The sequence below is a fragment of the Actinomycetota bacterium genome, from assembly GCA_030019255.1.
In the GTDB taxonomy this organism is placed as follows: Bacteria; Actinomycetota; Geothermincolia; order Geothermincolales; family RBG-13-55-18; genus Solincola_A.
The window spans coordinates 126,122-140,232 of sequence record JASEFK010000005.1 but is presented as its reverse complement, the minus strand read 5'-3'; the positions used below and the strand labels follow the sequence as shown (position 1 = coordinate 140,232).

General features: G+C 65.3%; 9 protein-coding genes. 3 read left to right on the top strand and 6 right to left on the bottom strand.

Annotated elements, in window-relative coordinates; all coding sequences use genetic code 11:
* Window positions 1–150: 150 nt before the first annotated feature.
* The 3 genes from QME84_06055 to QME84_06045 all read left to right on the top strand — a co-directional run bounded on the left by QME84_06055 (window position 151) and on the right by QME84_06045 (window position 5,618).
* Complete coding sequence (locus QME84_06055; protein ID MDI6873829.1) at window positions 151–2,424, top strand: M28 family peptidase; 2,274 nt, start codon at window positions 151–153, stop codon at window positions 2,422–2,424.
* An 80-nt stretch (window positions 2,425–2,504) separates the two neighbouring features.
* Window positions 2,505–3,674 (top strand): Xaa-Pro peptidase family protein, encoded by a 1,170-nt coding sequence (locus QME84_06050; GenBank protein MDI6873828.1) that lies wholly within the window; start codon window positions 2,505–2,507, stop codon window positions 3,672–3,674.
* Window positions 3,675–4,136: 462 nt separating this feature from the next.
* Entirely contained in the window at window positions 4,137–5,618 is a 1,482-nt protein-coding gene (locus tag QME84_06045; GenBank protein MDI6873827.1) for an AMP-binding protein, read from the top strand.
* Between the two features lie 231 nt (window positions 5,619–5,849).
* Here the strand turns inward: QME84_06045 and QME84_06040 are convergent, their stop codons facing one another.
* The 6 genes from QME84_06040 to QME84_06015 form a co-directional block, all read right to left on the bottom strand.
* Complete coding sequence (locus QME84_06040) at window positions 5,850–6,611, bottom strand: acyltransferase (GenBank protein MDI6873826.1); 762 nt, start codon at window positions 6,609–6,611, stop codon at window positions 5,850–5,852.
* A complete protein-coding gene (locus QME84_06035; GenBank protein ID MDI6873825.1) occupies window positions 6,611–7,183 on the bottom strand; it encodes a flavin reductase family protein in 573 nt (190 codons plus the stop codon). The genes QME84_06040 and QME84_06035 overlap by 1 nt, the downstream gene beginning before the upstream one ends.
* Before the next feature lie 101 nt (window positions 7,184–7,284).
* The gene (locus QME84_06030; protein ID MDI6873824.1) at window positions 7,285–7,800 is read right to left on the bottom strand and encodes a hypothetical protein; all 516 of its coding nucleotides are present in this window, start codon (window positions 7,798–7,800) and stop codon (window positions 7,285–7,287) included.
* Window positions 7,801–7,841: 41 nt separating this feature from the next.
* Window positions 7,842–9,932, bottom strand: a complete 2,091-nt coding sequence (locus tag QME84_06025) for an AAA family ATPase (GenBank protein ID MDI6873823.1) — start codon at window positions 9,930–9,932, stop codon at window positions 7,842–7,844.
* Between the two features lie 5 nt (window positions 9,933–9,937).
* Window positions 9,938–11,056: a DNA repair exonuclease gene (locus QME84_06020; protein MDI6873822.1), complete on the bottom strand. Its 1,119-nt coding sequence runs from the start codon at window positions 11,054–11,056 to the stop codon at window positions 9,938–9,940.
* Between the two features lie 323 nt (window positions 11,057–11,379).
* Window positions 11,380–13,968 (bottom strand): MMPL family transporter, encoded by a 2,589-nt coding sequence (locus QME84_06015; GenBank protein ID MDI6873821.1) that lies wholly within the window; start codon window positions 13,966–13,968, stop codon window positions 11,380–11,382.
* Window positions 13,969–14,111: the final 143 nt, after the last annotated feature.

Here is a 14,111-nt window from a genome sequence, read left to right as displayed (position 1 = left end):
GGGACATCCGAGGGGGTTCGCAATCCGAACTCCTCCCAGGCCCGCCCTTTACCGGGAGAAAGATCGGCCCCGGATGTTATGATAAGACACGGCGATAAGCCGGCGGGGGCCTGACAAGCCGGCCCCCCTCTAAAGGGAGAGGAGGGCGCGATGAGGGACAAGAAGCGGTCCTCGATGCGGGCGAAAAGAGGTTGTGGGCCGGACAAGCGCAACGAGCGGGAAAAGGGCGCCTGCATCTTCCCCTCCTACACTTCCTCCCCGCTTTCCCGCACCGCGCTCCTTTTCCTGCTGTCCCTCCTCCTCTCCGGCTTCCTTTTCCTTCCAGCGATTACCCTCCTTTCGTCAAGGCCGGCCCCGGCCGCGGACGGCACCTGCGGGATAGGCGCCGGGACGGCGTCCACCGAATGGTTCTTCGCCGAGGGTTACACGGGCGACGGCTTCCAGGAATGGCTGTGCGTCTTCAATTCCAATCCCGAGCCCATCGCCCTGCAGGTGGACTTCCTCTATAACGGTGCGCCGCCGGGAAGCGTCTCCTCGGAGATACCGCCCTTCTCCCGCTCCACCCTCAATGTCAATCACCTGGCCGGGCCAGGAAGGGAACTTTCCCTCCATGTCACCAGCGACAGGCCGGTGGTGGCCGAGCGGCCCATATATTTCCTTTATGCCCATAAATGGAAGGGTTGTACCCTGGGCCAGGGAGTGACCTCTCCCTCCCAGCAATGGTATTTCGCCGAGGGCTGCACCCGGGAGGAATTCGAGGAATACCTGCTGCTGGCCAATCCCACGGAAAGCGAGGTGGCCGCCCGCGCCCGCTTCACCCTGGAGAACGGGCTGAGCATGGTACTCGAGACCCACATCTCTCCCTTCTCCCGCTGGACCATCTTCGTCAACCACGTGGTGGGAGCGGACCACGATGTGACCGTCGAGGTGGAGGCAAGCGGGCCCGTGTGCGCGGAGAGGGTGATGTATTTCAGGTACCGCGGCGCCTGGTGCGGCGGGCATGCCTCGACCGGGCTCACCGCGCCGCGCGAGAGGTCCTATTTCGCCGAGGGATATACCGGCGCGGGCTTCGAGGAGTGGCTCTGTCTCTACTGGCCGGGGAGCGGCGTCGGGCCGGCGGAGGAAAACGAGGTCCAGGTACGGTGCCTGTACCATGGCGGTGGGGAAGACGTGTTCACCTTCCGTCTCCAGCCTGGCCGCCGCAGCACCCTGAACGTCAACCAGCTCGCCGGCCCGGGCAGGGAGCTTTCCCTGGAAGTGACCGGCTCCCGGCCCCTGGTGGCCGAGCGCCCCATATATTTCAACTACCTCGGCGTGTGTCCCGGCGGCCACGTCTCCACTGGGACGGGCAGCCCGGGACTTTCCTGGTTGCTGGGCGAAGGGACCACCAGGCCCGGATTTCATTCCTACCTGTGCATCCTGAACACCACGCCCCAGGAGGCTTCCATACGGATAGACTTCGCCCTGGGGGACGGGAGCAGCGAGTCCTTCCAGGCGGACATCCCCGCGTCCTCCCGTTTTACCCTGAACGTCCTGGACGTGCTTCCCCGGGGAATGGATTTCTCCACCCGGGTTTCCTCGGACCGGCCCGTGGTGGTGGAAAGGCCCCTCTACTTCCCGGGAGCGGACTTCGAGACCCTCAACGCCATGGACCACATCCGCCACCTGAGCGTGGGCCTGGGGCCCCGCGTAGAGGGGACGGCGGGCGAGGAGAGGGCCGCCGCCTACCTGGCCTCCGTCCTGGCCAGCTATGGATACTGGGTGGAAATCCAGGAGGTGCCCCTACCCAACGGCGCCTGGACCCGCAACGTCATCGCCTCCCTGGAGGAAAGCCGCGCTTCCGGGTCCCGGCAGACCCTGGTGGTGGGGGGACATTTCGACACCAAGGGAGGGACCGGAAGCCCGGGGGCCAACGACAACGCCTCCGGGACGGCGGTGGTCCTGGAGCTGGCCCGCTGCCTGGCGGAGACGGGCCCCCTCCCCGGCCTGCGCCTGGAGTTCGTGCTCTTCGGTGGCGAGGAAAGGCTGGTGGATGGGACCGACCTCCACCACTTCGGGTCCAGGCACTACGTGGCCGCCCTGACCCCGGAAGAGAAATCCTCCCTGCGGGGTGCGGTGATCGTGGACATGGTGGGGGTGGGAACCCGGCTCTACGCCCGCACCATGGGCATAGGCCCCATGGACCTGTGCAACGCGCTGCTCGCCTACGCCTCCGGCGCCGGTGTGAGCCTTCCTTACCTCCAAAGCGGCAGCTACTCGGACCACGAACCCTTCGAGAGGGCGGGCATACCCGCCGTGTGGCTGGAGGTCAAGGACGACCCTTGGTACCACACGCCGCAGGATACCTATGACAAGATAGATCCCCGCCACCTGGAGATCACCGGGCGACTGTTGCTGGGCTTCATCCTCCACCTGGGTGAGTGAGGAAAACCCGCCGCCTCGGGATTGAACGGTCCGGGGCGGATATCAAGGTCGGTCGAGCAAAGAAAATCGGGAGGGAAAGGATGGACGTGAACATCGACTACCGGAAGAGGGTGGAGAGGATCATCGAGGAGATGAAGGCGCGGGGGATCGACCTCCTCCTGGCCACGCGCGGGAAGAGCGTGACCTACATAGGGGGTGCCTTCATCCCCTGGCGGAGCGTAGTCCTGGTCTCCCGGGACGGCTACGTGGGCCTGAACACCCTGCTCATGGACGCCGAACGGGTGAAGGACGATTCATGGCTGGACAACGTGGTGGGGTGCGGGCCCATACCGGGGATGGAGCTCTGGGACGTCACCCTGCGCCAGATAAGGGAACAGGGCTGGGACAAGGCGGTCATCGGGGTGGAGCTGGGACATTCCCCCCGCATGATCGCCGGGTACCTCTTCGCCACCGAGTACCAGTTCCTGAAGGAGAACCTGCCGGAGGCCAGGTTGGTCAACGCCCTGGAGATCATGGACCGGGTAACCTACGTGAAGGATCCCGAGGAGATAAAGCTCCTGCGCCAGGCGGCGGCCATCGCCGACGCCGCCCAGCAGCGGGTGAAGGAGCTCCTCGAGGTAGGAATGACGGAGCAGGAGATCGCGGGCCTCGGGGAGATGGCCATGCGCGAGCTGGGCAGCGAGTACCACTGGCCGGTCACCGGGTCCTCAGAGATCGCCTCAGGTTACCGCACCTGGTATCCCCTGGGCGGGTGCACGCCACCCACGGACAAGGTCCTCCAGCCCGGGGAGAACCTCCTGGTGGACCTTCACCCCACCTACCGGCGCTACTACTCAGACCTCTCCCACAACTACATCCTGGGGAGGCCCTCCCCGGAGCAGAAGAAGCTGGCCGAGGCCTACCTGCGCACCACCGAGCTCCTCGTCTCCTCCTTGAAGGCGGGCAGCACCGTGGGCCAGGTGTGGCAGAAGGTCTTCGACGAGGTCTCCTCCCTGGGATACGCGCAGTACACCCTCCCGGCCTTCGGCCACGGCATCGGGGTCATCGGCCACGAGTGGTACCCGGCCATCATCAACAGCGACGAGTTCCGCGACCTGGTCCTGGAGGAGAACGTGGTGGAGGTGGCCGCCCTGGTAATGAACGTTCCCGGGGTGGGCGGCATGCGCCTGGAATGCGTGGTCCGGGTGACCCCCCACGGCGGGGAGATGCTCAACAAGACCCCCCTGGAGCTCACCGTGCTGGACATCTGAGGGCACGGGGCGCATTCCTGGGGACTTCCGTACCCCTCTGCGGGGAAGGGGCTCCCTCGACACCACCCTTGGAGCTCACCATACTGGACATCTGAAGTGCCGCCGGACATCCCGGGGCCATCCTCTTTCCGCCGCCCGGGAGAGGTCGCCTCAACCCCTGCAGCGTGGCACGGCGACCTTTCGCGTCTCCTTCACCCCAGGGCCGGGATGCCGAGACGCCGCTGAGAGCGACCGTTCCGCATCCCATCCTTGGGGCGTGAACGACGATGTAGAAGGGGGAAGAACCGCCAACATGGCACAAGGACGAGGTTCTCGCCGTGCACGACAGTGAAGCGCCTCCCCCGGGTGGTTGTCATCACGTCCGGCTGCGGATAATATTTTAAGGTCGAGGCTGCATCGATAAATTCTCTTGAATCGGCGCCGGCAGAATGCAGGGAGGGGTACGAGAAAGGGGGTTCGACCATGAGCGTGCTCTACATTCCCAAGGACGACGGCACCTACGAAAAGGTCCCGGTGACCCCGGAGAACACCCGCCGCTACATCGAGAGCATACCCCTTTACCGGGACGACGACGACCCTACCTTCTGGCCGCAGGAGAAGATACGCGAGATGCAGGAGCAGATGCTCCGGCGCCAGATGGAATGGATCTGGGACGGGCACGACTACTACAAGCGGGTCTTCAAGGAGCAGGGGATCGAACCCGGGGACATCCAGACCCTGGATGACCTGGAAAAGATTCCCTTGACCTATAAGAAGGATTACATGGCCGACCCGGAGGCCTTCAAGCTCAAGCCCTCCAATCCCACCCTCTACGACTGGATATTCGAGGTCACCTACACCACCGGCTCCACCACCGGCGTGCCTACGCCCTTCTGGAACACCATCCACGACGCCCACGGCATCTGGCAGATGATCTTCCGGGGCATCAAGCTGGGGGGCTTCCCGCCCTACTCCCGGGGCATCAACCTCTTCCCCCTGGGGCCCGTTCCCCACATCGGCTTCTTCCGCGCCCGGGACATAGGGATGATGGGACTGGGAACTCTTTCCATGTACGGCTGCACGGGCATGACCTACCCCGAGTTCCCCGTCCACCGCTCCATCGATTACGCCATCGACCTCATCGAGAAGGGCAGGGCGGAGGTGTGGCTGGGCATCGCCAGCTTCATCCGGCGCCTGATCATGCGCGCCGAGGAACAGGGCAGGGACTTCTCGGCCACCAAGCACATCCAGGCCCTGGGAGAGGCCTGCCCCAAGGGGATGCGCGACGACATGCGGCAGCGGCTCATGAACATGGGCGCCGAGGACCCCTTCATCAGCAACTCCTACGGGTTCACCGAGATGCAGGGGGCCATGCCTGAATGCACCGACTTCAGCGGCTGCCACAACCCGGCCCCCAACCTCTACTTCTTCGAGGTGGTGGACGAGCAGACCGGCAAGCGGCTCCCGGACGGGGATCGCGGCCTCATCTGCATAACCCACCTCAACCGCCGGGGCACCGTCCTCCTGCGCTACGTCATCGGGGACATCGGGGCCATGACCCACGAGACATGTCCTTACTGCGGCCGTAACTCGGAGCGCATCATCATCGCCGTGGGCAGCACCTATGCCACCCGCACCACCGAGCTGGTCAAGCTCAAGGGCACCCTCATCAACCCCGAGGTGCTGCGGGACGAGGTGGCCAACACCCCGGGGGTCAAAGAATACCAGATCATTTTCACCAAGAAGGACCCGAGCGACCCTTACTCCCTGGACGAGCTGGTGGTGAAGATCGCCCCCGCCGAAGGGGTGGACCGCGGCAAGCTGGAGGAGGACATCAAGATGAAGCTGCGCACCGCGGTGGAGATGACCCCCAAGGTGGAGTTCGTGGCCATGGAGGAGATCTACGACCCCACGGTGGCCCTCAAGGCCTACCGGGTCATCGACATGCGGCCCAAGGATCTCTGATTCCGGTCACCGGACAACCACTCCGTACAAGGGGGCGGGCCTCGGAGGCCGCCCCTTTTCACCTTCCTGGTCGGTGGAGTCCTCTCCACGCGCCCGATCCGATTTCCGGGTCGAGGGACGCGGGACGTCGACCCCACCGCCTCCCGGTGATAACCTTTCGGGTCAGCCTGACGGCACGCCGGAATCAGGGAAGCAGGACGGGAGGCTCGCCTGGATGGCCGAACCCCGAGCTCAGGAATTCCTCCTCTCGGACTCCCTTTCCCGGCGGTCCCCGATGACCCGCGCCGGAACGCCGGCCACGATGGCGAAGGGCGGGACGTCGCGGGTGACCACCGAGCCCGCCGCCACCACCGCTCCCGTTCCCACGGTGACTCCCTTGAGGATCACCGCGTGGGAGCCAATCCAGCAGTCCTCCTCGATGACCACCGGGCCGTAGGTCCCCCTCTGGAAGCGCATGGGCTCCCCCAGCTCCAACCCGTGGTCCGCGCAGTTAATGTTCACGTAGGGGCCGAGCATGGAGTTCCTCCGGATGATGCAGTCGTCGAAGGCGTTGATGATGTTGTAAGGCCCTATGGCCACGTTATCCTCTAGGAGGAGGGTGGCGTCATTGGCGGCGAAGAGCCGGGCCAGGGTGTCCAGGGAGCAGTGGCGCCCGATGATGATGCGTCCCCGGTCGTTTCCCCGTATCTGCACCGTGGTGGGGATGAAGGTCCCGTCCCCGATACTGCAGGTGGACTCCCCGGTCAAGGCCACGTCGGGCGGGCCGGATATCCACACGTAGGGGCCGCATTCCACCCCCCTCCTGCGCAGCTGCCACTGGTAATAACGTACGCGCGGGTGCCGGAGGGAGAAGCGCAGCCGGTTCCAGGTCTCTCCGCGGGACGGGAGAAGAGCCAAGGTTGACACCGCTCCGCGCAGGGCGGTAGCGGCGTACAACGGCGGCAGAAGAAGCCTCCCTGCAGACCGCGGCGTGCCGAATTCCACCCCGCGCATCACGGTATGACCTCCAACTCGGAGGCCGTTTCCCCGTAACGGCCCAGTTTCCTTCCCATATCCCAGTACTCCCGGTGGTTGAGCACGAAGGGCCGGAAGGCCTCCACGTCCACGGCCCCCTTCTCCCCCTCGCACTCAGAGGCCAGGTGGACGGCCAGCACCAGGCCCACGAAAAGGGTGTGGGAACCCAGGGGCAGCTCGGCGCTCACCCGGCATTCAATGTTCAGGGGACACTCCGCCACCAGGGGAGCTACCACCTCGCGGCCCCTTTCCCGGGTCAGCCCGGCCAGCCGGAACTTGTCCCGGTCCCGCCCCGAGACCATGCCGCAGAGGTCCACCGCCCGCCAGAGGTCCCGGGAGGGGACGTTGACCGCGAACTCCCCGCTACCCTTTATGAGCCCGTGGGTGAAGCGGCTCTCCCGCACGGCCACCGCCACCTGGGGGGGTTCCATGCACACCACGTTGGCCCAGGCGGCGGTCATCACGTTGTCCCTCCCGCCGTGCGCGGCGGTGATCAGCACCACGGGCTTGGGCAGGAAGAGGGTCGAGGCCTTCTTGACAACTTTTTCCATTTATCCTCCTTCCCCAACCGGGCGGCAGGCCGCCGTCCGGCAATCCTTTATCGCTTGACTCCGGCCCCTTGGATCCCGGGTCCTGACCGGGAGGGCCGCCTTTATCGGCGCCCGCTCAACTTCCTCTCGAAACCGGCCAGCTTGTAGCCCGCCCACAGGGCGTAGAACAGGTGTACCTTGAGGAGCTCGCGCTCCTCCAGCATGACCAGCGGGGGAGCGTAGGCTATCTCCCGCACCAGCGATTCCGCCAGGGACTCCACGCCCAGGGGCTCCCCGGCGAAGGGCGCCTCCTGGACCACCTCCTCCTCGTACATGAGCCTCAACCTCTCCACCCCCCTCTCCACGGAACCGGGGAGGTGGGGGTCGGTATAGATGACCGCCTCCGCACCGTCCTCGTAGGCCGCCCGGGCCAGTATGTACCCCTCGAGGAAGGTGGAATCGATTACGGCGCCTACTTCCCGGAGCAGGCTCCGGGACCCCACTCGCGGGAAGCAGTTGCGCACCACCCGCTCCCGGAAGAGGTCCAGCCAGAGCACGGCCATGGCCCTGGAGGCCAGGTCAAGGTCGCTGAACTTTATCCGGCGACGGTATTCCTCGAAACGTTCCCGGAGGGTCATATCAACATGATAATTGATAATCCGTCGGGCTAACCTCGCGCTCAGTCCGGGGTCAGGCTCACCACCCGGTCGGCGTAAGCGTCGTAATGGTCGCCGCAGGTGAAGATGACCACCTGCCTCCCGCGGGCGTATTCCCGCAGCAGCTCCATGGCCCTTCTCAAGCGGTTGGAGTCGAAGGTCACAAAGGGGTCATCCAGCAACAAAGGCGGGTTCTTCTCCCCGCAGATGATTTCCACCAGGGAGAGGCGGGCCGCCAGGTAGAGTTGGTCGACGGTCCCCCGGCTCAGGGAATCCGCCTTCACCTCCTCTCCCTTCTCCGGCGACCATACGGCCAGGTTCAGGTCCTCCCCCTCCACGGTGACCTTCCGGTAGCGCCCCCCGGTGATGCGGCCCAGGTACTCGCCGGTCATCTTTTCCAACCGGGCGGTAACCGAACTCAGGCTGTCGCGGGATGCGCGGTCCAGCCAGTCCAGGGCCAACCTCAGGGCCTTTGCCCTCCTGGAGAGCCGTCCCTTCCGCTCCTCGAGTTGGACAAGCTCCTCTTCCACCCTCAGGAGCTCTTCCTCGTGCTCTTCCCCGGAAAGAACCACCTCGCAGCGCACCTGTTCCGCGCGCAGGTCCTCCAGCCTCCGCTTGAGCTCCTCCCTCTCCCGCAGGGCCCGCTGGAGGCCATCCGGGTCGAGCGTGCATCCCCTCAGTTCCTTCATCCTCCGGCTGCGCAGGCCGACCTCCGCGGCCAGCCTGCGGGCCTCCTCCGCCAGCCTCCCACGGTCCCCTCCCCGGACGGACAGCATCTCCAGCCGTTCCGCGATCTCCTTCCTGCGGGCCAGAAGCTCGAGGTATCCACGCCTAAGGCGGTTGAAGTCCTCCAGTGAGTCGCAACCCGCACGGGCCACTATCCTTTCCATAGTGCGGGTTATCTCCGCCTCCTCGGCCCTGGCCTCTCCCAGCCGGGCGCGCAGCTCCTGCAGCCGCTTACCCCCGGCATGGAAGCGCAGGTACCCACCGGGAAACAGGGAAAGGGCCACCAGGCCGCAGCCAGCCAGGCTGAGGGCGAGCAAGTAGGGAGAGAGGGCGATGCCCGCGAGGCCCGCCAGGACCAGGGTCAATCCGGCCGCCAGGACCCAGGGGGCCCAGGGCCTGGGTTGCAGGGTCGCCGCCTCCTCCAGGCGGCGGGAGAGGTCGGCCATCCTCTCCCCGGTGGCGGCGCGACGCTTCTCCAGGTCCTCCAACCTCTCCCTTTCCTCCTCCAGGACCTCCCGTAGCGTCCCGTAGCGGGATTCCTCCTCCCGGGCCAGCTCCTCGTCCTCCCCGAGGAGCTCCAGAGAGGCCTCCATCACCCGGTAGCGGCGGTGGAAGTCCTCTACGTCTTCCTCGATATCCATGCGCTCCTGGGTATCCCTTATCAGCGCCTCCAGGACCTCCAGCCTCCCTGCGGCCTTTTCGCTCTCCTCGGCCAGCTCCGCCAGTCGCCGCCGGGCCTCCTCCCTTCCCCTCACGGCGCGGGAAAGCTCCTCTCGGCGCTTCGCGAGGGCGTTGATCTCCTCCTCGACCCGCGCCAGGGGACCCGGGTTTCTGGCTGCCCCCCTGGTGCCCCTGAGCAGGTCGCCCAGCTCCCTTTCCATGGCCTCCCTGGCCCGCACTGCACCCGGCCCGCCCTCGAGGCCTCCCACCGCCGCCTGGAGGCTCTCGCCGAGCTCCTTCCCGCCCTCGGCTATGTCGGCCACTTCATTTTGCCTTATCCCCGCCGTGGCCCGGAAGGCGGCCTCGCTTCCCACCCCCAGCCACTCCCGCAGCCGCTCCTGGATGCGCGCCGGGTCGGTCTCCCTCTCCCCGTCCCAGGAGAGCTCCGCCCTCCGCGTGGAGAAGTCCTTGACCAGATGGAAAATGTTGCCATTTACCCTTCCCCTTAGCTCCACCCGCATGCCGCCGCTCTCGCCCCAGGTCACGCTCTCCCGCACCTCCCGGCGGGTGGAGTCCACCCTCCAGAACAAGGCGGCCAACATCGCCTGGAGCAGGGTGGATTTACCGGATTCGTTGGGTCCCCGCACCACGTTCACCCCTTCCCGGAGGTCGAAGGAAGCCTCCCGGAAACGCTTGAAATGCCGCAGGGAGATCTCCTCGATCAGCATGAACCTCACCCTCTGCCCGCCAGGTGGAAGAGTCCCAGCCGAAGGGCTTCCTCCGCCACCTCCAGTTCTTCGCCCTCCAGGCCGACCATCTCGCTTTGGGCCAGGCGCAGGAAACGCCCCGCCACCGTGTTCTCGGGAAAGTCCTCCACCTCCCAGGAAAGCGAGGAACCCGGCTCCACCTCCAGGGCCAGGTGGAAGAAGAGCGGGGAGAGTTCCTCCTCCATCCTCTCCGCGTCGAACCTCGACCACGCCTCCCCCCAGGCACGTCTCACCCGGACCCGCAGGGCCAGGTCGGGATGGGCCATTCCGCGGAGGTGGCCGTACAACTCCTCCGGGCCTCCCAGTACAGCACCGTCCAGCTCCAGGACGGAGAACCTGCGGCGTCCCACACGCAGGGGCTTCACCTCCGCCTTCCCTTCTTCCCCCAGCCTCACATGGAGGATCACCCCCTCCCCTTCCGTCTCCATCCCCAGGGGCTCCGGAGGTCCAGGGTAGTAGGCGGGAACTCCACTCTCCTCCCAGCCGGAGAAGGAGTGCCAGTGCCCGAGAGCCAGGTAGTGAAAACCGGAGGCGGCTATGCTCTCCCGGTCGACCCAAACCCCATCCTCCTCTACCTTCCCGGGGATGCGCACCGAGGCGTGCAGCGCGCCGACCCTCCAGCGGGCCTCATCCCGGGGGCGGAAACCCGCGAGTGGATTCCGGCGTCTCCCACTCCAGGCCGCGCCGTAGATCACCAGGTCCAGGCCAGGAATGGGAAAGGGGGTGAGTTCTTCCGTGGAAAATACGTGGAGGTTGGGGATGGACTTGAGGGCGGGGTGGTCGTAGGCCCCCCCTTCCCTCCAGGGATCGTGGGTGCCGGGGACGATGACCGTCCATATCCCTTCCCGGCTCAGCCGGTTGATCTGAAAGGCCGCTTCCCCCAGAAGCTCGGCCCCCGGGTAGGGACGATCGAAGAGGTCCCCAGCTATGATCACCAGATCGGCTTGGGAAGCCAGCGAGAGGTCCACCACCCGGGCGAAGGTTGCCTTCAGCTGCTCTCGCTGCTCCTTCCCCTTCCGGCCCAGGAAAAGGAAGGGAGCCCCCAGGTGGATGTCAGCGGTGTGGATGATCCTCAAATGCGGCATCTATGTCCCCCGTGGTCTTAGAGTCGCCACGCCAACGGTTATTATAAATCAGCCCGGGGACAGGGGACTCTCCCGCGGACACCGCTTCCCCCTCCGGCCGGTATGATGGGGGCAGGAGAGCCTTTCCCCGGGCGTCGTTCATCCTCTTGGGCGCCGCGGCGGTGGACGCGGCCACCTTCAGCCAAATGGCAAGGTTGCGCAACCGGGTGCTCAGGCCCTGGAAGGAGGGGGATCAAACCTACATTTTTCAACCTTCACTTCCCTTCCCCCAGGCTTCTCAATGATGCTGGAACCGCCCAGAACCGGGATCAAGCCCACCTTTTTCAATCTTCGCTTCCCTTCCCTCCCGCTCGGACCCGCCGGTCAAGGCGGGTGGCCACCGTGGTCAGAAAGGTGGGCTCCAGGACCAGGGCGGCGAAGCAGGCGCTGGCCAGGGCCAGGGCGGTGATCACGCCGAAACGGCGGAGAGGGGAAAAACTGGATATGGCCAGGATGAGGAAGGCTCCCGAGGTGGTCACCGCGGCGGAGATCAGGGCGGTGCCCACGTTGCGCACCGTGGCGTTAACCGCTTCCTCCGGTCCCAGGCGGTTCTCGTACAACTCCTCCCGGAAGCGGTGAGCCACGTGGATGCCGAAGTCTATCCCCGCCCCGATGACCAAGGAGGCGATCATCACGGTCATGATGTCCAGGGGCCAGCCTATGAGGCGCAGCAGGCCAACCTCGAGGAGGATAGCCAGGAAGACCACGGAGGTGGCCGTAAGCCCGTAGGCCATGGACCGGAAAACCACCATCACCAGGAGGGCGCAGAGCAAGAGGGCCAGGCCCCCTGACTCCAGCTGGGTGGTAAAGAGCTTGTCCAGGGCATCCGAGATGATCAGCGGCATGCCGGTGAGCCGGATATCAAAGGTGCCCGTGGCGCTCACGGCGGAGGCGGCGTCCCTGAGGATGAAGGCCATCTCCTTCTCCCCCTCCTCGTTCACGAAGGGCACCTCGAAGGCCACCAGGGAGGATTTTCCATCCGGTGTAAGCAGGGAGGTGGATTCGAACCCGAAGGCTTCCTCCGCCCTGGAAAGGAGCACCTCCGCTTCCTCCCTCGAGACGGGTACCCAGTCACCGGGTTCCGCCTCCTGGACCGCCTCCCCCGCCGGGTTGGCACCGGCAGCCTCCGCGGAGGAAAGGGCTTTCAGGGCCCGGAAGATGCCGGGGAGACTGTTGGTCTTCTCGGGGCGGAAGTACTTCCTCTCCCCCTCCGGGGTCAGGTTGCGCGGATGGTCCAGGACCGCGCTCACGAACTCGTCCATCTTGCGCAGGGACGGCGGTGACAGGAGGTCTTCCCCTTCCAGCAGAGCCACCGTCGTGTCCTGGCCCCCGAAGTATTCCTCTATGCGGGTGAAGGAACGGTAGGAGGGCAGGTCCTGGGGAACGAAGGTACGGAAGTCGGCGGAGGTGGATATGCCCAGGACGGAAAGCCCGCAGGCGACCACCAGCACCAGGCAACCGATCCATACCGGCAGGCGGTGTCTCTCGGCCAGGAGGGAGAGCCGGGCCAACCCCCGGTCCAGCCAGTCCAGGAGGAGATGTTCTTCCACCCTCCTGGTCTCCCTCACCCCCCTCCTGCGGTCCCGGATGACCAGGGCGGCGGGAAGCATGGTTATGGAGAGCAAAAAACCGAAGAGGACACCTCCCAGGCACAGGAAACCGAACTGCCGGATGGGGGGAAGATCGGAGATGGAGAAGGACAGGAAACCGAATATGGTGGTGGCCGCGGCCAGAAAGACCGCGATGCCCACCGTGACCACCGAGCTCACGGCCGAATCCTCCGCCCCCTTCCTCTTGTCCCTCTCCTCGTAGTAGCGGGTAAGCACGTGGATGGAATAGGCGATGTCTATGCCCAGCATGAGGGGGATAAGGGCCATGCCCATGACCGTGTAGCGTATCCCCGCGAATCCCATGATTCCGAATATCCACAGGAGGGACACGAAAACCACGGCCAGGGTGAGGAATATGTCCAGCACCTTGCGGAAGGTGAGAAAGAGCACCAGGGCGATGAAGAAAAGGGCGATGATTCCCAGGACGGCGCTGTCGCGTAGGGAGAGGTGCTGGAGGGCCTTCATCATGTAGACCTCGCCGCTCACCTCCGCTGCCAGCCCCCGGGAGGCGAAGAAATCCACGGTAAAATCCTCCAACTTGCCCGCGCGCCGCAGAACCTCGGCCTGGGGAAGGTCCGGTCGCACCTGGATGTTTACCACCGCCGCCTTCCCGTCCGCGGTGACGGTCCTGCCCAACACCATGGCCCCCACCGACTCCAGGTAGCGGTGCAGGGCTTCGGAAACCGCCGCCTCCACCAGGTATTCCGCCTTACCCGCGCCTGCTTCCCCCTGCTCCGCGGCTATCCGCAGGCCCTGCAGGAAGGGCGCCGCTTCCGGTTCCCCCTCCATGGACCGCGCTTCTTCGGAGACCAAGAATTCCCTTACCGCCGCCATGGCCTCTTCGCCGGAACCCGAGGTCCGGAGGGAGGAATACAGGGACATCAAGGCGCGGGCCTGCGGGTTGCGGAGAAGGAAGGAAAGGTAGCTCTCCACCCGGAGCACGAGGTCCTCCCATTCCGCGGAACCGGCCCCCCCTTGCAGGGCTTCCTGGTACTGGAAAAGGACCAGGGCGGCTTCGGGAGAGAGGAGGTCCGAGCCGGTCAGAAGCACCTTCGCGTAATTGAGGCCCCCGAAATCCTCCTCCACCTTGCGCAGGGTAGCGATGGAGGGGTACTTGTCGGGCAGGAGTGCCTCCTGGCTGAACTCCATCTGGATGCGCAAGGCCCCCGCCACGGCCACCGCGGTAAGGAGGGCTATGATGCCCAACACCAGCCAGGGTTTCCTGGTACTCCAACCGGTCATCAGGCTGAAGACCCTCTTCATGGCCTCCTTCTCCCCTCTTTCCCGAGTCAGGCGGCGTCTCCCAGGCGACGGCAACAATTATTATATTTGCAATAAAAAAATATTGCAATTTGCATATTTTATTCCTGCAGGCGATGAACGCTCCTTCCCGCCCTTTCCGGTTC

Bases quoted from the DNA above. Each gene is read 5' to 3' on its own strand.
- QME84_06015 (MDI6873821.1), bottom strand. From the start codon at position 13,968: ATGAAGAGGGTCTTCAGCCTGATGACCGGTTGGAGTACCAGGAAACCC.
- QME84_06025 (MDI6873823.1), bottom strand. From the start codon at position 9,932: ATGCTGATCGAGGAGATCTCCCTGCGGCATTTCAAGCGTTTCCGGGAG.
- QME84_06055 (MDI6873829.1), top strand. From the start codon at position 151: ATGAGGGACAAGAAGCGGTCCTCGATGCGGGCGAAAAGAGGTTGTGGG.
- QME84_06035 (MDI6873825.1), bottom strand. From the start codon at position 7,183: ATGGAAAAAGTTGTCAAGAAGGCCTCGACCCTCTTCCTGCCCAAGCCC.
- QME84_06040 (MDI6873826.1), bottom strand. From the start codon at position 6,611: ATGCGCGGGGTGGAATTCGGCACGCCGCGGTCTGCAGGGAGGCTTCTT.
- QME84_06045 (MDI6873827.1), top strand. From the start codon at position 4,137: ATGAGCGTGCTCTACATTCCCAAGGACGACGGCACCTACGAAAAGGTC.
- QME84_06050 (MDI6873828.1), top strand. From the start codon at position 2,505: ATGGACGTGAACATCGACTACCGGAAGAGGGTGGAGAGGATCATCGAG.
- QME84_06030 (MDI6873824.1), bottom strand. From the start codon at position 7,800: ATGACCCTCCGGGAACGTTTCGAGGAATACCGTCGCCGGATAAAGTTC.
- QME84_06020 (MDI6873822.1), bottom strand. From the start codon at position 11,056: ATGCCGCATTTGAGGATCATCCACACCGCTGACATCCACCTGGGGGCT.